Raw genomic sequence first — 24644 nt, 5'->3', positions numbered from 1 at the left:
GGTAACGGGAACGTCTCGAATTTTTCTTGAGATTTCTTTGCATCGAGCGTATAATCCTATTTGAGAATAGCTATCATCTACTGAGTATAAAAAATTGAATTCGTTGGATAACAAGATAGTTTTTTGTTCAAAGAACAATGTGGGACATGCCCGGCGCGTTCCTCAAAGGAATTCCGCCGAATATTATAAGGAGAGCGTCATGAAGACCTTGCTGAAAAACACATTCAGCCGCTGCGTTTCCGCTACGGTGCTTTTAGCCGCGCTGCTGCCGTTTTCGGCGGCGCAGGCAGCCAATCCGTCGGGCGATCTCAAAATTGAGATCATTTCCGCCTATAACTTGGTGGTGGATTCCAACGTCACCACGCCAGCAACCTACGCGCCCACTGCGGCCACGCTCGGCGCGAAGTTTTGCAACACCGGCAGCAACGACCTGACGGATGTTCAAGCGTATATTGGTGATTTTTCCAGCAAAATACCAGGCACCTATCCGGCGCGGAATTCAACTGATGCGGCTTTTCAAGCGGAGCATCCACATCTGGCCAACACCGGCAGCTACTTCTTCACCCATGAATCCGGCTCGTTCTCAAGTGTCACCGATGCCAGCCGGGCTTGGATAGGCACACTCAAGCCGGGTGAGTGCCGGACTGAGTATTGGGTGGTTTCCTATCCGCAGTGCGCAAATGTCGATGACGGGTCAGGAAAGTATATTCCTCAGCCGCCACCTTGCACCACAAGCGTCACCGGCGGCAGCGGGCTGGAAGATGATCTCTGGCTGACTTATGATGTCTGGGCCACAGCCAAGGATGACGGTGGCGCAACGTCTTTGACCGCTGATGACAGCCGCAAGCTGACCATGCGCAGCGAGCTGTCCGCCTCGGCCAACAAAATTTGGCCGAACGGCGACAACAAGGTGCCGGATGAGTACAAGCAGGTCATTGAGGAGGCATTGGGCTGGGACACGTGGAGTTCCAGCGGCATTGACGGCGTGGCCTATCCCGGCAACACTGTCCGCACTCAAGGAATATGGTACGACTTCGGCAACGCCAACCAAGGCTTTGACAACAACGGCGACTTGGTGCCGGATCAGAACGCTTGGGCGCAGCCCATCGGAAATCCTTCTTTGTATGACCCCGGCTGCTTCCGCATGGTGCGCACCTACGGCCTGCTGATCGTCAAGCTGAAGGACGGCGGCGAGAAGCTGATTCCCTTTGTTGACCAGCTTTATTTTGAGAATATCCCCGACAACACCGGCGTGGTCGGCTTGGTATTTTATGAATTTGTGGCCTTGAACGGCACCTGTTCCGGCACGTTGTCGCCCTATCAGGAAGTGGCTTCAGGTCGTGACAACGAGAAGTTTTCGGCAGACTACGGCGCGCCGCTGCCGCCGATGATGACTCAAAGTCCGAAGGCGTACATTGACAAGACGGCCAGCCCGACCAGCATTGCATCCGGCAGCGGCCCAGTCACCTACACCTTGGAAGTGACCAATCCGAACAAATACACAGATTCGTTGAACAATCCCTACACTCTTTCCATCGGCAATCCTGAACTGGGCGTGCCGCTGGTGATTCGGGAAAAAGTTCCAGAGGGTTCTGTGTATGAGCTTAACTCAGCAAAATTCATTGCCAATACGGATGGAGTCACCAAGAGCGGATTGATTCTATATTCGGCAGATGGTGTGACGTGGACTGCTGTTCAGCCAGCTACGGCAAGCGATATCAAATATATAGAGTGGCGGCTTGATGAACCGCTGACATCGGATGACGGTGCGCATGAAAACACCATGAAGGTGGAATTCAAGGCCACGATGCCGACAAATGGCTACACCGCACCCGTCATATCCAACACCGGTTGCGCGGCATTTGGCTCTGGCCCCTGCTTTGCTGAGGATGATGCGGATGTGCTTATTCAAGGAGCGTATTCCATCGGCGGCACAGCGTTTCTTGATGACGGCAGCGGCGCTGGCGGCATCCGGGGCAATGGTGCGCAGGATGGCAGCGAGGCAGGAGAAGACAATGTAACGGTCACTCTGTATTACGACAAGCTCGGCGATGGTCTTACTCCAGATGATATTAAGCTGGACATGCCGACAAACGCAACCGACGGGAACGGAGATTACAGTTTCGACGGTTTGCCAGCAGGCAATTATATCGTGGTGGTTGATAAATATGACTCTGATCTGACTGCGGGCGTTGCGCCGACCACGACTACAGAGCGGGCGGTGACGATTGAGAACACAGGTGTGGCCGATGTTGATTTCGGCTTCCTGCCGCCGCTGGAAGTCACCAAACGAGTGCTGGGCAGTGACCCTTACGGCGACGGCGAGACTGTTTCTTATGAGCTGACGGTGAAGAATACTATTCCCAGCGGCATAAGCCTGCCGGATGGAAAATGTGTTTACACCGTATTCCCGTCGGGTATTGATACTGCAACAATAGGTGCAAGCTGGAAAGATACATCAAACATGTACGCTGTTGATGGGGTGTATGGCTACACTGATCTTGCTGCATCAGCAAGAGATATCGTGACATTTAATACTTTCGTCCTTCCTAGTCAATATGACGGAAATATCACGAATGTCGCTGTCCGGTTGCTGGGGAACAAAGAAACGCTCATTGGTGATCATGGAGTTTACGATTCATATTGGGATGTCGAGCGAACAATCGTAAGCACCGATTCAACTCCATTATCATTATACAACATCAGTGCTTTGATAGGCAAAGATGTTGAAATTAATAACAGCAGCACTCCATCATTGCCGGTGATTGGCAGCCCAACAATTAGCTGGACTGACATTCAAAACGCGACATTGACATTAGGGGCAAAAAAGAGTGGTGGTTCTGCGTATGGTCATTGGGATATAGATGCTGTAGCCCTCATGGTGTACACCGATGCCCCATGTCCCGGCGGCAGCGAATGGACCGTGAATCCGGTGCCTTTGCAGGACAGCTTCAACGATGCTGATTTCACCTTTGTTTCATCTTTTCCACAGGAAAGCGGCACATCCACAGACACAGACAGCGGTGTGACCACTGTCAAATGGGACAACATCGGCCCGCTCGCACCAGGCCAAGAGGCCAAGGTCATTGTCAATCTGATGGCCATCGTGAGCGGTGCCAACAAAGACGCTGACAACACCGCCTTTGTTGCAGAGGGAGAAGCGAAGTTTGTTGATGGCCGTCCGGCAAATGGGGACACTGACACTGAAACCATCACTCTACGTCCCGCAGTCAACATCAGCGGCGTGGTGTTCAGTGATCTCGGCGCGGCTGGCGGAGCATTCACGTCCGGCACAGACCAGCCAATGAGCAAAGTGCCTGTCAACCTTTGGGCTTGCGTGGATGCAAATGGCATTCCGGTGGCACCATCCACAGCAAACGATTCTCAGACTTGCTCCAAGGCTGGCGGCACTTGGCAGATAGCGGACACCGTTTACACGGACGGTTCGCTGACTGGAGACTACAATTATCTGTTTGCTGGTGTTCCTTTCGGCTATTACCGCATTGCTGTTGATGAATCTGTTTATGATGTTGATGGCAAAGAAACGTATGAGCCTGTTAGTGCTGGGGTGCCCGGCAATCCGCTGACCTATCAATCCTGTAATCCTGCAGGTGCCAGCGGCTGCACCGGCGGTTGGCGGGATGAAATTTCGGACACTAAAAATCTCAATAATTTTATCGTGATCAGCAATGACACGGATATCACCAAAGCTGATTTCGGTTTCCAATCCGCTCCCAGTGTGAGTGGTTATGTTTGGAATAATATTGATGGTGATTCTGTCATAGGCAGTGTGGAGCCATCTTTTGCCAATGTGACTGTAACTCTCAAAGACACTACGGGTGCTGTGGTTGCGACCACCACTACGGACAGCAACGGCTATTATCAGTTCACAGGATTGGATTTAAACAGATCCTATGACATTGTTGTTACTCAAACAACTGGCGACATGTCTGGTTATTCGTGGAATGAAAATTATGAGCAGGATAGTTCAACGAATAACACTCTTCGCGTTACGACTGGAACAAATGGTGCTATGCTCACCGACCGTAATTTCGGCTGGCAGCTGGCTTCTGGCTCGCAGACCGTTGACGGCACGGTGTATTACGACTGGGACGGCAACGCCCAGCAGTCCGGCAGCGGTGAAATCGGTATTGAGGGTGTTCCTGTCTATCTTTATCAGGACACAAATAACAACGGCGTGGTTGATGCTGGCGAAACACTGGTTGCAAGCACAAGCACTGACGGAAACGGCGATTATTCGTTCCCCAACCTCAGCAGCGGCAATTATTTGGCCGTGGTTGAAGGCAGTTCCGACAAGTTGACCGGTTTGCAGCAGACGCAAGACCCTGACCTGAATCCGGGAGTCGCCTGCGTTGGCGGGGCCTGTGACGGCGATGCGGATATAGATTTTTCTTCCGGCAACGACACTGGTAATGACTTCGGCTACCAGCCCAAAGGCACCGGCAGCATCGGCAACTTTGTCTGGAAGGACATTGACGGCGACGGCGTGCAGGACGGCGGCCAGGAGACCGGCATCCCCGGCGTGACGGTCACGCTGGAATGGGACCCGAACGGCGACGGTAATTATGTCACCCTGCAAACAATGGTCACTTCAGACGGCACGGTTGACCTTGACGGCGACAACATCCTTGACCCGCCCGGCTCCTATCTGTTCAACAATCTGCCGGAAGGAAAGTACCGGGTTGTTGTCACTGACACTGATCCAGACTTGCCCAAGGATGCCTTTGGCAATGCTTACACCGAAACCACTCCGATCAGCTATGAGGTTCCCTTGGCTGCCGGCGAGAAAGCCCTGGACAAAGACTTCGGCTTTGCCGCCTACGGCGCAATCGGCGACACCATTTACTGGGATGCCAACGGCAACGGCGATTATGACCTGAGCGAAGGGGGCATTCCGGGCGTGACGGTCACGCTGTATAAAGATGTCAACAAAAACGGTGTGTATGATGCTGGCGACACTTTGTATGGCACAGACACCACGGATGCAGATGGCCGCTACCTGTTCAGCAACCTGCCGCCTGACAACTATGTGGTTGTTGTCGGCACTACTGTCAGTGGAGCACCTTTGACCGCTGACCCGGATGCGGATGGCGCAGTCTGTCCGGCAGCAGGCAGCGGCACAGTCTGCGACGGCCAGAAGGCGGTGAACGTGCGCTACGGCACCAGCTTCATGGGCGCGGACTTCGGCTATCAGCCTTCCGGCGTGATCGGCGATCAGCTCTGGATTGACACTGACGGCGATGGCCAGTTTGACCCGGGCGAACCGCCGCTGGCAGGTGTCACTGTCACGCTGAAAGATTCTGGCGGTGCCACGGTAGGCACAGCGGTGACTGACAGCAGCGGCCAGTATTCTTTCGCCAACCTGACTAATGGAGCGCAGTACACTGTCGAGGTCAATCCTGCTGATCTTCCTTCAGGTTTGCAGCCGACTTATGATAAAGACGGCGGCAATGACAATAAAGCAATTGTCACTGCTACAACTGGCAGCATCAATGATATTGACTTCGGCTATCAATACGCCAACCTGAACAACAGCTTGAGCGGCACCATTTGCCAAGAGCCGTCCAGCGGCGGTGATGGTGTGTGCGGTGCCAGCGGACAGGACAGCGGTGTGACAACTGGCGAAACGGCCTTCAGCGGTGTGCCGGTTTATATCTACAAGTGGACGGATGACGGCGACGGCATTGTTGAATCCGGCGAAACTGCGCTGCTGCAAAGCACCACGACCAAGAGCAATGGCGATTACAGCTTTGACAAACTGCCTGAGCTGGGCGCAAATGAAGGCTATGTGATCAGCACCAGCACACCGGGCGATTATCTTCAGCTGACTACTGTTGCCGCAAACACTCCGGCAGACAGCGTTGTTGTTACGAGTCTTGGCGCGTATCAGGCGGACAAAACCGGCATCAGCACCAGCAACACCGGCTACGATTTCGCCTACAAATCCACAGTCAATTACGACTACGGCGACGCGCCTGCGTCATACAGCACTCTTGCTGCGGACAACGGCCCCCGTCATATCGTACCGACAACACCGAATCTGTACATCGGCACCGCACCAACAACTGAAACCGACGGCAAGCCTTCAGTGAATGCCGATGGTGACGGCAACGACGGCATCACAGCCAATACCGCCAGCTGGACAGAAAGCACAGGTGGCGGCAGCGTCACTGTGAATGTCACCGGCAGCGGCTGGTTAGTCGCATGGTTTGACTTTGACGGTGACGGCACCTTCAGCGGCGCAGGCGAGATGATCATAAATATGGCCGTTGCTCCCCCTGCTGCTAATCCAAACGATCCTTACTCTGTTGACATTGATCCAAACACCGCTGGTGTGCAATCGCCAACATTCAATATTCCCGAAGGCACCTTTGATGTCTCGCAAGGCTACGCCCGCTTCCGGCTCTTCCCGGAAAAACCGGCAGTGCCTGAGCTGGCCTACAAAGGCACGGCCACAAACGGTGAAGTCGAGGACATCCGTTTCCCGCTGCCAGCAGCAAAAAGCGTTATCGGCGACCGTATCTGGCTGGATGAAAACGGCGACGGCAAGCAGGATGCGGGTGAGGATGGGATTCCAAATGCAACCGTAACCTTGTATTCCTGTGGCCCAGATGGCACTTGCGGCAACGGTGACGATGTGACTGTCACAACCACTACCGATGCCAACGGTGAATATCTGTTCAAAGATGTTCCGGCAGGCAACTGGACGGTTTCTGTAACACCGCCTTCTGGCCTTCAGCCGACATACGACGAAGATGATGACAAACAAGGCGCAAACACCGCTAACACAACCATCGTCACCGTCGGCAGCGGTGTTGAATACATGACCGCCGACTTCGGCTACAACTGGGTTGCTCCGACAACCACAACGAGTCCCGGAGCTGGAGACACTGGTGCCATTGGCGACCGCATCTGGAGCGATGCGAACGGTGACGGCGTGCAGGATCCCGGCGAGCCGGGCCTCAGCGGCGTGACTGTCAAGCTGCTCACTGACGACAACGGCGACGGCGTGTATGGCGGTGCTGGCGATAACCCGCCAACCATCAAGACCACTGACAGCGCAGGCAATTACATCTTCACCAGCATCAGCGCAGGCAGCTATGTCGTTGAGGTGGACAGCAGCACTCTGCCCGGCGGCAGCGGAAACTGGACAGCAACCGGCGACCCGGATGCAACCAAGGATGGCAAAACCACCGCGCCTGTCCTGCTTGGCCCCGGCGATGTCTATCTGCAAGGCGATTTCGGCTATCAGCCAGCACCAGCAAGCAGCGGCATCGTCATCGGCACGGTGTATCGTGATGTTGATGCTGATGCCTGCGCTTTGGCAGGCGGAGCAACGTGCGGCGACAGCGGCGACAACGTCCTGAACGGCGGCGACACCGGCATCCCCAGCGTGACCGTGATGCTGAAGGATGATTCCGGCAAGATCATTGCTACTACTGTAACGGACAGCAGCGGCGGCTATACCTTCAGCGGTGTGCCGAACGGCAATTACACTGTGGTTGTCACTGACACACAGAACGTCCTCGGCGAGGTTGTGCAGAGCGGCGACCCTGACAGCACGCGGGATAATCAGCACACCGTTGCAGTGTCTGGTGCCGAAGTCAATGACGTGAACTTCGGCTACACCCCGGACGGCCAGACTGCTGGCAAAGGCATGATCGGCAGCACGATCTTCTTGGATAGCAACAATAGTGGCGATTACAATCCGGGCGAAGGCTTGGAAGGTGTTGCTGTCAGCTTGTATAAGGACGGCAAGCTGGTGGCTGTCACTCAAACCGACGAGAACGGCCAGTATCAGTTTGGCAATCTCCCGGCAGGTGATTATGAGGTGCGGGTGAAGACCACTTCGCTGCCCAATGGCGGATCAGGCTTGACCAACACTATTGACCCGAACGGCGGCGACGACAGTAAATCTGTTGTCACGCTGACTGAATCCGGCGGCGTAGTGCAGCCGAATCTGACGCAGAATTTCGGCTACACAGGCAGCAACACCGTTTCCGGCACAATCTGGAATGATGTGAATGCGGACGGCACCAAAGCGGCGGCAGAAACTGCTGGCCTCAGCGGCGTGACCGTTGTCCTGCGCGACAGCAACGGCAACATCGTTGGCACGACAACTACCAACAGCAGCGGTGACTACAGCTTCGGCAAGCTGCCGGACGGCACCTACACAGTGGAAGTCACCGATGAAGCAGGCCAGCTCACCGGCTGGTGGCATTCTGTCGGGCCGAATGCCGGTGCTGACGACAACAGCCAAGTGAGCGGCGGCTACAGCGTCACTGTCGGCGGCAGCCAGCCAAATAATAACACGGCTGATTTCGGCTACTACAAGGACAGCACGTCCTTTGGCGGCACGCTTTGGGATGATCCCAACAACAACGGCACATTGGACAGCGGCGAAAAGAAGCTGGCGCATTATCAGGTGGTGCTGACGGTCACCTATCCGAACGGCGAAAAGACTACCCTCACCACGTTGACGGATGCAAACGGCGACTACCGCTTTGACAACGTCATGCTGGATGAGAATTATAACTCTGTGACTGGCGGGCCGACCTACACCATCACCGTGCCTGCCACTGGTGAGCTGGTTTCGACACACACATTGGCAACAGACAGCCTGAATGATGGCAGCGGCGTTCCTGCTGCGGATGGTAAGGCTGATGATCCAGCTGGCGAAGAAGTCAGCGGATTGGTCAAGGGCGGCAGCGATTTCACCCGCGACTTTGGCTTCATCGGCGGCGCAACCATCGGCGACCGCGTTTGGCTGGATGTGAATCGAGACGGTATTCAGAGCCTGAACGAACCCGGCCTGAGCGGCGTGACAGTTAATATCTACCGTGATGATGGAGTCAGCGGTTTCAGCAGCACTGGAGATACGCTGGTAGCAACTGTCGTCACCGACGGCAACGGCAATTACTCCTTTGCCGGATTGCCTCCGGGCAACTACTGGGTGGATGTGGATGAAACAAGCCTGCCCAGTGGTCTGACAGCAGCAACGGCAGATCAAGGCGGCGATGACGCGCTTGACTCTGACCTTGATGCTGGCGCAACAGGCGGCAGCATGATCACTGTTGCAGCAGGTCAGGTGATTGACAAGCTCGACTTCGGTTATGTCGGCACCACGCCGCTGATCGGCGACACGATCTGGTTTGATCTTGACAATGACGGCATTCAAGATGCAGGTGAAGCAGGCATCAAAGATGTGAAAGTTACTATCACGCCAAAACTGGGCGGTTCTCCGATAGAGGTTTTCACCGATGCCGCAGGTCACTATCTGGCACCGGTTGATGCAGGTGAATACACTGTCACAGTCACACTGCCGACCGACATGGCGGTCAGCAACAGCGGAACGGCAAGCAAAGATGTCACTGTTCCTGCCGACACCGATATTCTTTCCGCTGACTTCGGCCTCAAGTTCACCAGCGGCACCGGCTACACCATCGGTGATTTGATCTGGGAGGACAGCAACGGCAACGGTGGAAAAGACACAGGCGAAAACGGCATTGCCGGAGTGACGGTTGATCTGTATCGGGACGGCATTCCTGTCGCCACAACCACCACAGATGCAAACGGCGCATATTTATTCAACGTGGCCCAAGGCGGCACAGGCGTAAACTACGAAGTGCGGGTGACAGACCGCAGCGGCATCTTGGATGGCAGAACGTCAACCAATCAAGTCGATGGCAATATTTTCAAGATCAGTGACTTGACCGGGAACGTGATGAATGCTGACTTTGGCTACCAGAGCCTGAGCATCGGCGACCGAGTCTGGCTTGATCTGAACGGCGACGGTGTGCAGACTCCAGACGAACCCGGCATGAACGGTGTTGAGGTGGAACTCTACTTTGACAGTAACGGCGACGGCAGCATTGACAGCGGTTCTTCACCGATCAGAACAGAAACCACCGGCTCGGATGGCCGTTACAATTTCAGCGGTCTGTCTGCTGGCAATTATGTGGTCAAGCTGGCGGACAGCAACTTCAGCTCCGGCGGTGCTTTGGAAAACTTCTCTGTCACCACAGCCAATGCTGGCGGCGATGATGCAAAGGACAGTGATGATACAGGCAGCCATGAGGTTGCGGTCACGCTGGGCGCATCTTCTGTCAGCAACACGGACTTTGGTTTCAAAGCTCAAACGGGCAGTGGCTCAGTCAGCGGGCTGGTTTGGCTGGATGCTGATAAAGGAGGAGATGTAAATTCTGGTGAAAATCCAATAGCTGAGGTGACAGTCACTCTCTATCTTGATCAGAATGGCGACGGCAAGCTGGACAGCGGCGATCAAGTATTGCAGACTGTCTTGACTGACAGCACCGACAGCAATTACTATTTCAGCAATCTGCCTGATGGCAAATATCTGGTGGAAATCAGCGGCAGCGGCTTGGATGGTTTGGCTCTGACCACTGGCAGTTCAGTGCTGCCATTTGAAATCACCGGCACCACGCTGAATGTAGAGGATAAAAACTTCGGCTTGGCACCTGTCATCCCCACCTACGCCCTAATCAGCTCCTTCAAGGCATACATCAACGATGACAATCAGACTGTGCTGGAGTGGAAGACGGACAGCGAGGTCGGCACCATCGGCTTCCTGCTGGAGCGGCTGAATGCGCAGAGCGGCAAGTACGAGGCGGTCACGCAGGAGCTTATGCCGGGAATGCTCACCCCGCCGCATGGCGGCGAATACCGCTATGTTGACGCAGCAGCGGAGCCGGGCAAGGAGCATACGTACCGGGTTGTGGAAGTCGCGGTCAACAGTCAAGGCGCGGTGGCGGGGCCGTACACTGTCCGGGCGGAAAAACCGCTGCCGGTCAATCCGGCCATGCAGGCCGACGGCCCTGAAGGCTTCTCGCTGGCCCATGAGCCGCTGAACACTGACAAGCAGGTGCGGCGGGCTGTTCTGCGCAAACAGGCGGCGAAAAGCCTTGCCGCGCAGGTCAAGAAGAAAACCAGCAAAACGCTGAAAGTGCCGGTGAGCAGCGACGGACTGGTGTATTTGACAGCGGACCGCATTGCCGCCGCTTCCGGCCTGAAAAAACAGCAGGTGGCGCAGCTGCTGCGGGCAAAAAAATGTCTGGTGACGCTGGAGGGCAAGCGCGTCCCTGCCCTGTTCGCCAAAAATGGCGCCGCGCTCTGGTTCTATGGCCAGGCTCCGTCGCGGAACGACATTGGCCAGAATATCTACAGCCTTGAGCTGGGCAAACGGGGCGCGGCGATTGTCACCCTGCCGCAGGCGGCAGGCAAGGTCAGGACAGGGCTGTCCTTTGTCCACCGGGAACGGCTGGAGGAGAATCACATGCCCTTCCATCTCTACATCAACAAGCCGGTGCGCGACTTCTGGGCATGGGAGTATCTGCTTGCCCACGGCAAAGAAGCCGAAGTGACGCACTCCATCGCCGCGCCGTCTTGGACAGGCAGCGGCAGCGCGGCGCTCACCGTTAATCTGGTCAACATCTCCAGCCGCAGCACCGGGACAGCCGCGCCGTACAAGGTGACGGTGTCGTTCAACGGCACAGAACTTGGCAGCGAAGAGACCGCTGAAATCGGCGACTGGCAGCTCAAGATGGATGTTCCGGCCAGCCTGCTGCGCGAAAGCGGCAACGAGGTGCAGGTCGTCTCGCGGCTGAACAGCGGCACGGTGTATTCGCTGATTTACCTTGAGTCGTTTGACCTGGAGTACGAGCGGAAGTATGAGGCGGCGGACGGCGAGCTGACCTTCAGCAGCGGCCAGGCCACGAAAGTGACGGTGGAGGGCTTCAGCACGAAAAATGTGCTGGCTTTGGACATCAGCAATCCGGTCAAGCCGGTGCGGCTGCGGACGGCGGTGAGCAAAAGCACGACGGTTGCTGACGGTTTCGCCGTGACCGTGCGGACCAAACCGGGCCGCAGCTACTTCATCACAGAAAACCTTGCCGCAGCCGACGCTGAAACGGTCACGGCGGACAGCCCGTCGCAGCTGCGCAGCGGCAAAAACCGGGCTGATTATCTGATCATCGCCCCGCTGCATCTGCTGGATTCCGCCAGACGGCTGGCCGAACACCGCCAGAGTCAGGGCTTGGCCAGCATGGTTGTTGACATCGAGGACGTGCAGGATGAGTTCAGCCACGGCTTGGCCGCGCCTGAGGCAGTGCATGATTTCCTCGCCCATGTTCATGAAAAATGGGCGCAGGCGCCCCGCTATGTGGCCTTGGTCGGCGACGGCTCCTATGATTACAGAAATCATCTCGGCTATGGCTGGCCGGTGATTCCAAGCGTGCTGGTCGCCACGCCGGAAGGCTTCTTCCCCAGCGACAACGCCTTGGCGGATGTGGCTGGCAATGACGGCGTGCCGGAATTTGCTGTCGGACGCATTCCTGTGTTTGACAAAGCGGAATTCGACCGCTATATTGACAAAGTGATCAGCTATGAGCTGAGCGCGGGCAGCGGCAGCATGACCGTCGTCAATGACAAAAATGATCCGGCTGCTGGCAATTTCAAAGCCAGCGCCGAGCTGGTGGCCGGTTTCGCGCCGGAGCAGATGACGGTTTCCAAGCTGGATGTTGACAGCTTGGGTGTCACTGCTGTGCATGACCGCATCAAAACAGCGATGCAGCAGGGCACCGGCATTCTGCATTACATCGGCCACAGCTCGCTGATCGGCTTTGGCAAAGGCAACGGCCTGCTTTCAGCTAAAAATATCGAAGAGCTGAATCCGGCTGGCCAGCCGACGCTGATGGTGAGCATGAGCTGCTCGGCAGCCAGCTTCGGCTATCCGGCCATGAACAGCATCGGTGAAAGCGCGGTGCTGCGGGCCGACGGCGCGGCGGTCGGCTTCTTCGGCGCGACGGGCCTGTCGTTCAACCATCTCGGCGACATCATTGCCGAGGGTTTCTACCGCAGCCTTTTTGATCAGGCGGCGGCTCCGCGCCTTGGCGACGCGGTGCTGGAGAGCAAGCGGCATTACAGGCAGGTCAAGCAGGGTGATGATGCCGCCACGATGGACATCTACAACCTGCTCGGCGATCCAGCAGTGCGGATGCCAGCCCTGCCTTGAAGCGCAACGGGACAGAGGCCGTGCTGCTCTGTCCCGGCGATGAACTACGAAAAAATAAAGTGAGCAGAGATGAAAGCGCAGCCCGCTGACGTATTCCGACAGGCGGAGAATATTGTCACCCGCAAAGTGATGGATGAAACGTTGCTGGTGCCGATTTCCGGCCAGCTGGCCTCGATGGACAATCTCTACACTTTGAATGAGACTGGCGCGTTCATCTGGCAGGCTCTGGATGGTGTCCGCAGTTTGGCTGAGATCAGCGAAATGCTGGAGCGGCAGTACGATGCCCCGGCAGAGGTGATTGCGGCGGATGTGCTGGAAATAGCTGACGGCTTGGCAGAGGCGGGATTGATTGTGGCGGATGTCAATTCATAAAAAAAGGGGAGAGGGTTATGCAGGAGGAAGTTCAGCAGACGGAGCAGGGCAAGCATTACGAAAAGCCTTCGTTATCTGCGGTACAATTGTTTGCGGATCAGGTGTTAAATTCACCTTGCTCGGGTTTTGATGGTTGTCAAACATCACCAATGCAGTCTTCTACCCCATAAAGTTATTTATGCAGCAAGAGCAGCCAGCAGAAGAAGTATCAGATTGTCTTGGCAATGAATCAAACGATATTGCTCGTTATCTTGCCAAAGCTGCTGAAGCTCGTGTTCCGCTGGCTGTTTCGTTTGAGCTGACCCGGAGGTGCAATTTCCGTTGCATTCATTGTTATCTGGGTGATCAGGAGCATATTCGCAAAAACAGGCAGCAGGAGCTGGATACGGCGACGGTCTGCCGCTTGATTGACGCGCTGGCGGCTTCAGGTGTTTTATTCCTGACCATGACCGGCGGCGATCCGATGCTCCGCCCAGATTTTATAGAAATTTACCGTCACGCTGTTCGCAGCGGCCTGTTAGTGACAGTATTCTGCAACGGCTCTTTGGTGACGGATGAGATTGTCAGTGCCTTTGTCGAACATCCGCCGCGCGCGGTGGAGGTGACGCTGTACGGGGCAAGCCAAGATATTTTTGATGCGGTGACGCAGACGGCAGGGTCTTATGCCGCCTGCATGAAAGGTGTGGAGCGGCTGCGGCAGGCCAAGGTGCGGCTGCGGCTGAAAACAATGGTGCTGACCGTAAATCAGGCGGAATTGGCCGCGCTCTGGCAGCGGGCAGATGAAATGGGTGTGCAGTTCCGGCATGACTGCTCCATTATTCCGGCCCTGTCCAATGGCGACAACGGCGGGCGCAGCAATGCCGGGGACAGTCTGCGTGATACACTGCGTTTCCGGCTTGCGCCGGAGCAGGCGGCGGCGGCGGATATGAGCATCGGCAAGGTTGCGGAAAAATTGCAGGAGCGAGCATGTGTTGCGGTGCCGACAGAACCGTCAACTAAGCTCTACCGCTGCGGCGCAGGAAAATCGTCCTGCCATATCACGCCGTATGGAAAAATGCAGCCTTGTCTGATCACGCTTCAGCCGTCGTTTGACATAACAGGCGGCAAAGCGTCTTTTCAGGCTGCTTGGCAGAGCATCAGCAAGCTGCTTCCTGAGCAGGAAGCGGGAGCAGATTTTCCCTGCAATAGCTGCAAGGACAGGTCGCTTTGCACAGGCTGCCCAAGCAATTTTGCAGCAGAAACAGGTAAATCGGAACAGGCGGCAGTGTTTTATTGCCAGTATAGCACCCGACGCAGAGAACAACTAACAAGTTGTGGAACTAACGTGAGGATATCATGAAAGAACAAAAAGAAAGAAACATTCAGAAGGAAGAGAAACATTCTTACGAAAAACCGCGAGTCATTGCGTTAAAGTTGTTGGCAGACCAAGTATTGGGTGGAAATTGTTATGATGGTAACCAAGGCTGCGGTGGAGACCAAGCTGCCGCCAGTGTTTGAAAGGATAAATTGTTTTGGTTTCTATAAATATCTGCTCTTGTGTTATTGGCGGGATAGTTGTCGAAGTTGACATGGTATTTTTTTATAATTCCAGCAAATCTTTTGACAGAAGCACTGAATATTTTTCTAGCTTTGTCAAGCGCAAAGACAATCAGAGTGTTTTTAATTGCGATATTTACATATATTTCAATCGTCTGCAAAAAGAAAGTTTCCAGCCGACAGGTAAAAGGATATTTCTTGAGCAAAGGTCAAGTCTTCAGGAAAAATCAGATGGAACGTTTCAGTTGCTCTGTTTTTCTGAGCAAGGGGGGGACGTCCTGTGGAATCTCGATATAGATGCTAAATTTTCTCGCTTTGAATACAGTCTATCGCCCGAAGCAATAGAAACAAGCGATTTTTTTCAATTAGCCTTCAACCGTTTCCTCCTTCAACACACCTTCATCAATCACCACGGTCTGATTATTCATGCCGCAGGCGGTTCTATCAACGGCAAGGGCATGGTTTTTCCCGCTGTCTCCGGCACTGGCAAATCAACCCTCAGTCATTTACTGCTCCCTCATCCTGAAAATCAGCTTTTCAGCGAAGAGCGGATCATCATGCGTAGGTTGGATGACGGCTGGCATCTCTGGGGCACTCCGTGGAAAGGAACCGGCGTGATTGCCCGCAATGAGTCAGCACCGCTGAATGCAATAGTTTTTCTCAGTCAAGCCCCGGAAACAAAAGTTTCAAAGTTGCCGCCCTCCGCCGCCCTCCGTCGGCTGCTGGAGACCGTCTCTATTCCATGGTACAGCCAAGAATGGACCGACAAGGGCCTTGCTGTCTGCGAATCGCTGCTGAAGACCATTCCAGTCTATGAGTTGGCTTTCCGTCCAGATCAAACTGCGGTGCAGGCCGTCGCGGAGCTGGCTGCCTCGCTCGACTGAGCAGTTCTTTTCCGGCACTATGAGCCGTCCCGCCGCTGCGCCGCCGGTCATCGGCATCCGTGAGCCGGGCGCGCTTGATCTTGTGCAAACCTTGCTGCGGCAAGGTCTGACCGTGCGCATCCGGGTTTCCGGCAGTTCCATGCGTCCGCTGCTTCAGGGCGACGAATTGGTGGAAGTGGCTCCGCTGGGTCAAGCTATTCCCTGTCTCGGCGATATTCTTTTTGTCCGCAGTCGGCAGGATTCTCCAATTATCCACCGCCTGATTTGGCAGCGCAGTCGTAATGGCCGAACTCAGCTCTTGACCAAAGGTGATGCTTGCCTCGGCTTTGACGGCTTCATTCCGGCGGAGCAGGTGCTGGGTCGGATTGAACGCATCTTCCCTGCTGATCAAACCAAGATCCTCCTGCGCAGTAGTCCTCTGGTGCGTCTGCGTGCGCTTTTGATTGTCAGCCGCGTTTTGCTGGCTCATGCGCTGCGCAAGCTGCGGGCAGGGAATTGGCAGAAAAAATGCGGCAAACCTTCCTCAGCTCAATAAAAGTCTTGCAATTTAAAGTGATTTCTTCTTATACTTTTCAGAAAGACTATCTTGTCATACAAGGAGAAGAAAAATGAAACATCTTGGCATGAACAGCCCTTGGCTGCGGCTCCTGATTTTTTTATTGGCGGTATGCACCGTTTCAACAGCAGCGGTGGCTCAGACAACCGGCAGCATCACAGGAAAAGTATTTGATGGCGAAACGCCGGTTGCTGGAATATCTGTCGGTGTCTTTGACACAAATGAGATATATAAAACTATGAGCACAACGGATGCAAATGGCGAATATGCGCTTTCCGGCCTTCAACTCGGCACGTACAAAATATATTTTTCTACATACGGAACAAAATACATCGCCCAGTGGTACAATAATGCCGCAACGTTCGATGACGCTCAACCGATAAATCTGACAACAGAAAATCCAAATTTCGATGTCGGCTTGACACAGCTTGCAACAGGAGGGACGATCAGCGGCACTATAACTGAAGCGGCAGCTCCCGGCGGGTCAATAGCTGATGTCACTGTGCAGGCGTTCGACGCAAGCGACAGCGCAATATGGTTTTCAGGAAAAACAAATGCAGAAGGTGTTTATTCAATAACTGGTGTCAGGAGCGGAACGTACAAGATACGTTTCAGAGCTTTTGGAACTAATTATATCACAGCATGGTATTCTTCCGTGAATGAAAATCATGCTGTTCCTGATGAAGGTGATGCGGAATCAGTTGCTGTGACTGGAGTTCCTGTCTTGATCGATGCAAAATTGACAGCAGGTGGTGCTATTTCCGGAAAAGTTACTATCCAAGAAACAGGAGCTTTTCTTTCTGGAGCACGGGTCAATGTCTATTCTTCTCCTGACAATATTTTAAAAGGGTATGCGACGACTGGAGAGCAGGGCATATACACCGTAAGCGGACTGCCTGCTGACAGCAGCTATAAAGTTCAGTTCTTTGAACGAGTTGTCAATAACGCTGGCGCAGGAATCAATAAATGGTATAACGAACAATCCGATTTCGTCAGTGCTGATTTAGTCGATATTGGAAACAATGCGGTTGATGCCGTCTTTTCTGGCGCAGTCATCAGCGGCACCGTAACCAGCCAAAAAAACGGTCTGTTGCCGAATGTAACCGTGAAAGCCTATGACAGCGTTGGAAAGATTGCTGCATCATCTCAGGTGACAGGAGAAGACGGCGTGTACAAGATCGAAGGATTGAAGCGCGGCAATTATAGATTATATTTTGAGATGCCAGCTGGTTCTCAGTATGCCAGTGAATGGCACAGCGATAAAAGCAACATGGCGCAGGCAAATGCTGTCGTTATAAACTCTCTCGGCGACAGATTGACGATAAACGCTGTCATGCAGCCGCCCAGCAAAGCCGCCAAGCTGATTCCAATCTACAAACGGCTGCTGCTGAAAAAACGCTGCTATATCATCAACGGTGTCCGGGTATGCAGATGACAGCAGCATCGTTGGAACTTCATGTCAGCATGAAATTGCGCTGCCGCGCTGAGTTGCGATGAAAATAGCTTGCTCCAACAAAAAAGCCTACCACGACTATTATATTGACAAGACGATGGAGGCCGGGATTGTCCTCAGCGGGCCGGAGGTGAAGTCTCTCCGGGCTGGCAAGGCCAATCTTAAGGATGGCTACGCCGGAATCAGAAACGGCGAGGTATTTTTGTACAACATTCATATTTCGCCCTATAACTTCTGCACTGATTCCGCCGCTGATCCCCTGCGGATGCGCAAGCTGCTCCTGCACCGGCAGGAAATCCGCAAGCTGATCGGCAAGCTGAATGAAAAAGGAGTTGCGCTTATCCCGCTGAAGATATATTTTATAGACAAGGGCAAGGCGAAAGTGGAGCTTGGCCTTGCGCGGGGCAAGAAAATTTACGACAAGCGGGAAGCCTTGAAAGAACAGCAGGCTGTCCGCGAAGTGCAGCGGATGCTGCGTCATCAAGAATAACACATGGGGGTGAAACGGATTCGACGGGGATACGCAAGCTCATCGTTGCATGCCGAGCCTTCTGTCAGCTCGTAAAAAAGGCGGAACTTAAATATAATCGCAGACGATTATAACTACGCAGTAGCAGCGTAACAACCTGCTTTGCCGCTTCCCCGGCCCGCGCCCGTAAGGCCGGAGCGAAGCGTCGACTCTTCGGGCTGGTCATCGGGAGCATCTGCGGCCTCTTGACGAGATAAAGCAGATCGGCCTTCAGCTATCCTCTGTTCCAAGCGAGAGCTGAAGGCGGGATTGAGCTTGGAACTAAGCATGTAGAGACGTGAGGGGAGTATTTTCGGACCCGGGTTCAACTCCCGGCACCTCCACCATCTGAATCAAAGAAAGCCGCCGCTCCGAGACAACTTGGAGCGGCGGCTTTCTTTTTCGATTTTCTGGCAGATCAGAAAATCATTTATTTTCTCGGAACTGGAAATTCTCCTTCAGTTCCTTTTCGTATTCCTTCACCTCAATTTTGCCCATGTATTTTGTCACCATTGGATAGCCTTTCTTAGCCCAAGCGGCAATTCCCTCCTCGACAAGATAGACATTTTTATATCCGTATTTGTACAGCAGTCCAACAAAATAAGTTGCCCGATGCTTAGTGCGGCATGTGACCCAAATTTCCGCGTCTGCCTCTTCAACCTTTTTGGGCATGGTGTAGGCATGACCGGAATCAACGTTGTTGGAATCCTGAATATGTCCAGCGTCAAATTCTGCCTCAGTTCTGATGTCGATGATAATTGCCTTGCTCTTGCCGTTCTGCACATCCTGCCACGTTTTATACAGATCGTCAACGGTCTTGATTTTGTCCTTTGGAATCAGTCCGCTCAATTCATCGAAGACCGCTTTTTCACCAGACTGAAGATCAACCGGGGGAGCGGAAAAAGCTCCGCCAGTCAAGGCCAGCGAAAATGTCAGCGCAGCACAGCTTAAAGCAGTTCTTGTTCGGTTCATGGCGCAACTCCTGTGATATTGGCAAAGAAGAATCAGATTGTTCTGACCCTCGATAAGTTGCGCCAAACAATATCACTGTTATTCGTTTGCCGTCAAGATCTTTCATGCCATGTCAGAAAATTGTCCAGCCTGCTTGCGGTGAAAACATTACAGCTCCACCAGCTCGACATCTCCCCATGCGCCGAGATGTTCCCCCGCAATCACCACCACGCCAGTCACACCCTCAATGTTTTTGGCCAGCCCCACCGCCCGGCTGACGCTGCGGCTGTCCCGGCTCGTAACCTCATTGCCGAGACGGGTGGCGGCGGCATCGGCCACAGCGGCGGAGGCGGCCAGCACAGCGGCGGCATCGGCGCGGCCAAAGCTGAGGGAATGCCCTACCGTGCTCGATGAGCAGCAGAGACCGCAGGGCATCTGCTCAGGCCGGAGGCTGATGCCGAGCCTGCCGCTCAGGCGCGAGGCTCCGGCCTGCACGGCCACCACGCTGGGCTGCGTCCGGGCAAGAAAGATGTCGCCGCCGTTTTCGACGATCACTTCAGTCTGCCCCTGCCGAAGCAGCTCCCGGCCCACAGCCTCGGCAACCACTCCCGCCACAGCGGCCATAGGCCCCACTCCTGCGGCAAGCCCTGCGGCAAGCATGGCCCGCACCGGCTCAGGCGCGGCGCTGTCCAAGGGCAGCGGTTCAAGACTGCTGAGAAAAAGCGGATGCTGGCGGATGTAGCCCTCGATCTCCGCCCGAACCTTGGCCACGGCCAGCAGGGCTTGGTCCTGCGCGGCGACTGATGCCAAAATATGCAGGTCCGTTTCCGCCATTTTTACGGCAAAGGCTGTCAGGCCGGATTGCTGCGCACTGCGGTATGTCCGCTCCTGATAAGAAAGCGGCGGTCGTTTCGCGCCTGCCATTGTCTGTTCAAAAAATTCTGTGTTGCGCTGCAAGCGCTGCCAGATCAAAAGGAGCACTTGATGAGCAGTCAGCAGCATGTCCTGCTTTTTACCCGATATCCGCAGCCAGGCAAAGTGAAAACAATCGGGCAACGGGGCCCGCACGCTGCATGAAAAAACAGCGTCTCTGCCCCTGTTCCGCGCCACCATTAGCGCGGAGGAGGAGTCGGAACAGAGACGCTGCGAGGCAGTCCAGCTTTCCTGACGTTGAAACAGGCGGCTCCGTCTCAGCCCGCGCAGTTGTGGCACGGAGGAGGAGTTGAGACGAAGCCTCGCTGCAATTTTATACGTTCCGGTCAGACTTCGTTTCTTTTTTTTTCTTCCCTTCAGCACCGGCAGCGGCAAGACCGGCAGCCGCGATGACCAGCACGCCGATAACGGCGGTCAGGGCAAAACTCCAATCGTTCCAGCAGCTGCGCAGCAGATGCAGCACGTGCATGGCCTGCTCCTTCTTTTGCTTCGATTTACAGGGCGGCAGCGCAGACCGCCTTCAAGCCGAATCTCGTCCGTCCGCTGCCAGCAAAACGCTCCTTGTTGTTTTCCTGCAAAGGATTGCCTCTCCTTTCTTATTGTTTTTATTCATAAAAAAATCTTTTAAACCGTTTTTCCGCTTTCTCACGCCTGCCAGCATACCAAGCTGAAGATGAACAGAAGATGAACAAAAAATAAAGAGCGCATAAATTCCGCTCAGCCCTTTTCATTTTTATTGAAAATAAAAATAGGAATTCCTGATGAACAACGGGACAAAAAATATCTCTCCGGTCAATTGGAACAAGTGCGGCGGCGGGCTGGCAAAAATGTGTAAAATGCCGCCGGATGCGGGCAGCGCGGCGGATTTAGGTTGAAAAAACTACAGAGAATGGATTATATATCATGCTTGCCTTCAGCAAGCGGACATTCGATTTCATTCAGTCGGCAGCTCCATTTCAGAGCCAGCCCTGCTGGCGGGCGTGTCGGCTGTCAGGCTATATTTATATTTTTTCCAAGGAGCAGTCATGAGCGCGAAAATTATCAGCGGAACCGAGGTCGCCAAGGAAATACGGGAGGAACTCAAAAAAGAGGTGGCCGAGCTGGCCGAGCAGCATAATGTCGTGCCCGGCTTGGTCACGATCCTGGTCGGCGAAGACCCTGCCTCCCAGTCCTATGTCGCGGCGAAGAACAAGACTGCCAAGGAGCTGGGCATTCACTCTGAGCAGATCACGCTGCCCGCCAGCACCAGCGAGGCCGAGCTTTTAGCCTTGGTGGAGAAGTGCAACAATGATCCGAATATTCACGGCATCCTTGTCCAGCTGCCTTTGCCCAAGCAGATCAACGAGGCCAAGGTGCTCAACGCCATCAGCGCGGACAAAGACGTGGACGGTTTTCATCCGGTCAATGTGGGCCGCATGGTGCTGGGCGAGAAATGCTTCCTGCCCTGCACCCCGCACGGCGTGCTGGAGCTGCTCAAGCGCAGCGGCGTGGAGACCTCCGGGGCTGAAGTGGTGGTCGTGGGCCGCTCCAACATCGTCGGCAAGCCGGTCGCCAACCTGATGCTGCAAAAACGGGCTGGCGGCAACGCCACCGTCACCCTCTGCCACACCCGCACCAAGGACATGGACTTTCACACCAAGCGGGCCGACATTCTCATCGTCGCCGCCGGTGTCGCCAACATGATCAAGGCCGATCAGGTCAAGGAAGGCGTGGTGGTGATTGATGTCGGGGTCAACCGCGTCGGCATGACCGAGTCCGGCAAGGCCAAGCTCGCAGGCGACGTGGACTTTGACTCGGTGAAGGAGAAGGCCGCCGCCATCACGCCGGTTCCGGGCGGAGTCGGGCCGATGACCATCACCATGCTGATGAAGAACACCGTTCAGTCGGCGAAGCAGTTCGCCGGGCTGGCGTAACCCTTTTCACTTTGAAACATTCTTTCAGGAGACCGTGAGTTATGGCCAAGCCCAGCCGCATTGCCAGCAGCAACGAGATCACCGCCAGCTCCACCCGTGAGCTGCTCAATCAGGATTTAGCCAAAAAAGTCCGTACCGCCTACACCCGCTTGGAAGAACGCGGCATGTCCGCCTGTCTGTTCGGCTCGCAGGGCACCTGCTGCAAGAACTGCAACATGGGGCCATGCCAGATCATTGACGGCGTGGAAAGCATGGTCGGCATCTGCGGGGCCACTGCCGACACCGTGGCGGCCCGCAACTTCGCCCGCACTGTGGCCGCAGGCACCTCGGCCCACACCGACCACGCCCGCGAGATGGTGCGCGGCTTCATCGCCACAGCCAAGGGCCAGACTCCGCATGAGATCAAAGACGTGGCCAAGCTGCACAAAATGGCCGCGCTCTTCGGCATCGCCACTGAGGGCCGCGACAAGAACGAGATCGCCCTTGAGCTGGGCGAGCGCGCCTTGGCCGAGTTCGGCCAGCAGGACGGCACGCTGACCATGCTCAAGCGCGCCCCGCAGAAGCAGCAGAAAATATGGAAGGACAAGGGCGTGGAGCCGCGCGGGGTTGACCGCGAGGTGGTGGAAGTGATGCACCGCACCCACATGGGCGTGGATCAGGAGTACAAGAACATCATGCGGCAGGCCGCCCGCTGCTCGCTGGCTGACGGCTGGGGCGCGTCCATGCTCTCCACCGAGCTGACCGACATCATGTTCGGCACGCCAGTGCCCAAGCGGGCCACGATTGATCTTGGCGTGCTGCGCGAGGACATGGTCAATGTCACTGTGCATGGCCATGAGCCGCTTTTGGCGGAGTCGCTCTGTCTGGCCGCTGAGGACGAGGAGCTGCTGGCGATGGCGAAAAAAGCCGGAGCCGCTGGCATCAATCTGGCCGGTGTCTGCTGCACTGGCAACGAGATACTGATGCGCCGAGGCATTCCCGTGGCAGGATCCTTCATTCAGCAGGAGATGGTCTTGGCGACCGGCGCGGTCGAGGCCATGGTCGTTGACGTGCAGTGCGTGATGCAGTCTGTCGCCCAGGTGGTGAAGGACAAGCACACGGACATCATCACCACCAACTACCGGGCCATGATGCCGGACGGCGTGCATATTCAGTTTGATGAGCATGATGCCTACGCCTCGGCCAAGAAGATACTCACCCGCGCCATTGGCAATTTCAAGAAGCGCGGGCCGCACTACATCCCCAAGGACAAAAAGTTCGACGTGGTGGTCGGCTTCTCGCACGAGACCATCAATTACATGCTCGGCGGCCGCTTCCGCCAGTCGTACCGTCCGCTCAACGACAACATCATCAATGGTCGCATCCGGGGCGTGGCTGCGATTGTCGGCTGCGAGCACTACAAACACGCTGACAACGTCCATGAGATCATTGCCAAAGAGCTGATCAAGAACAACGTGCTGGTCTTGGCCACTGGCTGCGCGGCGCAGGCCCTTGGCCGCGTTGGTCTGATGCGGCCAGAGGCGGCGACCGAGTTTGCCGGCGAAAGTCTGCGCGAGGTCTGCGAGACAGTGGGCATGCCGCCGGTGCTGCACGTCGGCTCCTGCGTTGACAACTCCCGCCTGCTCATCGCCCTGACAGAGATGGTGCATGAAGGCGGCCTTGGCAACGATATAGCCGAGCTGCCTGCGGTCGGCACCGCGCCGGTCTGGATGAGCGAGAAGGCGGTTGCCATTGGCCAGTATTTTGTCACCAGCGGCGCGCATGTCATCTTTCAAGATTTGCCGATCAGCGGGGCAAAAAAGTTCTCTGATTTCATCCTCAAGGGGCTGAAGGAGGAGTACGGGGCCTGCTGGGGCGTGGCGAGCGAGCCGTTGGACATTGCCAAGGCCATGATTGCCGCGATTGAGGAGAAGCGCGAGGCTCTGGGCATCAACAAGAAGAAAGAGCGCGTGCTGATGGACATGGCGATGCGCCGCGAGATCGAAGCGGGCAAGGGTGTCGGCGGCATGGGTTGCGGCGGCGGGAAGCATTGACAGATGCGGTGCGTAGTGGCAATTCATGAATTGCCACTACGGTTGTTTTTTGCCGCAGAACGTATCCGCCGAGCCGTTGAACGACTCCCAAGGGTTGATGGACCGCCCCGCAGATATGTAGAACGGCACCTGAGAGCCGTTGAACCGATCCAAACAGCCGTTCTGCGGATGTGCTGAGCCGATGAATGACAGCGCAGGGGCGAAAATATGCAGGGGTGGTTCGCGAACCGCCCCTACAACGCGCCCGGACAAGATCGCCAGCCCGACCGTCAGCGTTCAATAAAGAAATTGCCAAACATTTTCCGCCCGCAGCGGCGGATCAGATAGAAGGAGGATTATGAAATCAGGGAGCAATTTGGAGCGGGTGCTCCGCAGCGGCCAGTTCGCCGTCACGGGCGAGCTGGGGCCGCCGAAGAACAGTGACCCGGAGGTGGTCCGCGCCAAGGCGAGGCTG

General features: G+C 55.3%; 14 protein-coding genes and 1 other RNA gene. 12 read left to right on the top strand and 3 right to left on the bottom strand.

Going from position 1 to position 24644, the window contains the following annotated elements; translation table 11 throughout:
• Nucleotides 1-199 precede the first annotated feature (199 nt).
• The 9 genes from ACNKH3_RS05715 (at nt 200) to ssrA (ending at nt 18707) form a co-directional block, all read left to right on the top strand.
• Entirely contained in the window at nt 200-13051 is a 12852-nt protein-coding gene (locus ACNKH3_RS05715) for an SdrD B-like domain-containing protein (protein ID WP_420208561.1), read from the top strand.
• Between the two features lie 69 nt (nt 13052-13120).
• The gene (locus tag ACNKH3_RS05710) at nt 13121-13423 is read left to right on the top strand and encodes a PqqD family protein (protein WP_420208560.1); all 303 of its coding nucleotides are present in this window, start codon (nt 13121-13123) and stop codon (nt 13421-13423) included.
• A gap of 178 nt (nt 13424-13601) precedes the next feature.
• On the top strand, nt 13602-14762 hold the full coding sequence (locus tag ACNKH3_RS05705; protein ID WP_420208559.1) for a radical SAM protein: 1161 nt from the start codon (nt 13602-13604) through the stop codon (nt 14760-14762).
• Entirely contained in the window at nt 14759-14920 is a 162-nt protein-coding gene (locus tag ACNKH3_RS05700) for a hypothetical protein (protein ID WP_420208558.1), read from the top strand. Before ACNKH3_RS05705 ends, ACNKH3_RS05700 begins: the two co-directional genes overlap by 4 nt.
• A gap of 14 nt (nt 14921-14934) precedes the next feature.
• Nucleotides 14935-15843 (top strand): hypothetical protein, encoded by a 909-nt coding sequence (locus ACNKH3_RS05695; protein ID WP_420208557.1) that lies wholly within the window; start codon nt 14935-14937, stop codon nt 15841-15843.
• A gap of 19 nt (nt 15844-15862) precedes the next feature.
• Nucleotides 15863-16378 (top strand): S24/S26 family peptidase, encoded by a 516-nt coding sequence (locus tag ACNKH3_RS05690; protein WP_420208556.1) that lies wholly within the window; start codon nt 15863-15865, stop codon nt 16376-16378.
• A 73-nt stretch (nt 16379-16451) separates the two neighbouring features.
• The gene (locus tag ACNKH3_RS05685) at nt 16452-17834 is read left to right on the top strand and encodes an MSCRAMM family protein (RefSeq protein WP_420208555.1); all 1383 of its coding nucleotides are present in this window, start codon (nt 16452-16454) and stop codon (nt 17832-17834) included.
• Between the two features lie 58 nt (nt 17835-17892).
• Entirely contained in the window at nt 17893-18342 is a 450-nt protein-coding gene (gene smpB, locus ACNKH3_RS05680) for an SsrA-binding protein SmpB (protein ID WP_420208554.1), read from the top strand.
• A 5-nt stretch (nt 18343-18347) separates the two neighbouring features.
• Nucleotides 18348-18707, top strand: a transfer-messenger RNA (tmRNA) gene (ssrA, locus tag ACNKH3_RS05675).
• Nucleotides 18708-18786: 79 nt separating this feature from the next.
• On the opposite strand, the gene ACNKH3_RS05670 is transcribed toward ssrA, so the two are convergent.
• The 3 genes from ACNKH3_RS05670 to ACNKH3_RS05660 form a co-directional block, all read right to left on the bottom strand.
• Nucleotides 18787-19332 (bottom strand): rhodanese-like domain-containing protein, encoded by a 546-nt coding sequence (locus ACNKH3_RS05670; protein WP_420208553.1) that lies wholly within the window; start codon nt 19330-19332, stop codon nt 18787-18789.
• Between the two features lie 147 nt (nt 19333-19479).
• Nucleotides 19480-20235 (bottom strand): UPF0280 family protein, encoded by a 756-nt coding sequence (locus ACNKH3_RS05665; protein WP_420208552.1) that lies wholly within the window; start codon nt 20233-20235, stop codon nt 19480-19482.
• Between the two features lie 322 nt (nt 20236-20557).
• On the bottom strand, nt 20558-20707 hold the full coding sequence (locus ACNKH3_RS05660) for a hypothetical protein (RefSeq protein ID WP_420208551.1): 150 nt from the start codon (nt 20705-20707) through the stop codon (nt 20558-20560).
• A gap of 4 nt (nt 20708-20711) precedes the next feature.
• Here ACNKH3_RS05660 and ACNKH3_RS05655 point away from each other — a divergent pair, with 4 nt between their 5' ends.
• The 3 genes from ACNKH3_RS05655 (at nt 20712) to cooS (ending at nt 24190) form a co-directional block, all read left to right on the top strand.
• Nucleotides 20712-20915, top strand: a complete 204-nt coding sequence (locus tag ACNKH3_RS05655) for a hypothetical protein (protein WP_420208550.1) — start codon at nt 20712-20714, stop codon at nt 20913-20915.
• A 354-nt stretch (nt 20916-21269) separates the two neighbouring features.
• Nucleotides 21270-22157 (top strand): bifunctional 5,10-methylenetetrahydrofolate dehydrogenase/5,10-methenyltetrahydrofolate cyclohydrolase, encoded by an 888-nt coding sequence (locus tag ACNKH3_RS05650; RefSeq protein WP_420208549.1) that lies wholly within the window; start codon nt 21270-21272, stop codon nt 22155-22157.
• A 41-nt stretch (nt 22158-22198) separates the two neighbouring features.
• On the top strand, nt 22199-24190 hold the full coding sequence (cooS, locus tag ACNKH3_RS05645; RefSeq protein WP_420208548.1) for an anaerobic carbon-monoxide dehydrogenase catalytic subunit: 1992 nt from the start codon (nt 22199-22201) through the stop codon (nt 24188-24190).
• Nucleotides 24191-24644 lie beyond the last annotated feature (454 nt).

The organism is Candidatus Electronema sp. JC, from assembly GCF_048287365.2.
GTDB lineage: Bacteria > Desulfobacterota > Desulfobulbia > Desulfobulbales > Desulfobulbaceae > Electronema.
The sequence above is the reverse complement of the archived record's forward strand: the minus strand, read 5'-3'. Positions and strand labels throughout refer to the sequence as shown.

What these genes read in the sequence shown, in the direction of transcription:
- ACNKH3_RS05715 (WP_420208561.1), top strand. Translation starts at nt 200, where the DNA reads ATGAAGACCTTGCTGAAAAACACATTCAGCCGCTGCGTTTCCGCTACG.
- ACNKH3_RS05710 (WP_420208560.1), top strand. Translation starts at nt 13,121, where the DNA reads ATGAAAGCGCAGCCCGCTGACGTATTCCGACAGGCGGAGAATATTGTC.
- ACNKH3_RS05705 (WP_420208559.1), top strand. Translation starts at nt 13,602, where the DNA reads ATGCAGCAAGAGCAGCCAGCAGAAGAAGTATCAGATTGTCTTGGCAAT.
- ACNKH3_RS05700 (WP_420208558.1), top strand. Translation starts at nt 14,759, where the DNA reads ATGAAAGAACAAAAAGAAAGAAACATTCAGAAGGAAGAGAAACATTCT.
- ACNKH3_RS05690 (WP_420208556.1), top strand. Translation starts at nt 15,863, where the DNA reads ATGAGCCGTCCCGCCGCTGCGCCGCCGGTCATCGGCATCCGTGAGCCG.
- ACNKH3_RS05685 (WP_420208555.1), top strand. Translation starts at nt 16,452, where the DNA reads ATGAAACATCTTGGCATGAACAGCCCTTGGCTGCGGCTCCTGATTTTT.
- smpB (WP_420208554.1), top strand. Translation starts at nt 17,893, where the DNA reads ATGAAAATAGCTTGCTCCAACAAAAAAGCCTACCACGACTATTATATT.
- ACNKH3_RS05670 (WP_420208553.1), bottom strand. Translation starts at nt 19,332, where the DNA reads ATGAACCGAACAAGAACTGCTTTAAGCTGTGCTGCGCTGACATTTTCG.
- ACNKH3_RS05665 (WP_420208552.1), bottom strand. Translation starts at nt 20,235, where the DNA reads ATGGCAGGCGCGAAACGACCGCCGCTTTCTTATCAGGAGCGGACATAC.
- ACNKH3_RS05655 (WP_420208550.1), top strand. Translation starts at nt 20,712, where the DNA reads ATGGCCTGCTCCTTCTTTTGCTTCGATTTACAGGGCGGCAGCGCAGAC.
- ACNKH3_RS05650 (WP_420208549.1), top strand. Translation starts at nt 21,270, where the DNA reads ATGAGCGCGAAAATTATCAGCGGAACCGAGGTCGCCAAGGAAATACGG.
- cooS (WP_420208548.1), top strand. Translation starts at nt 22,199, where the DNA reads ATGGCCAAGCCCAGCCGCATTGCCAGCAGCAACGAGATCACCGCCAGC.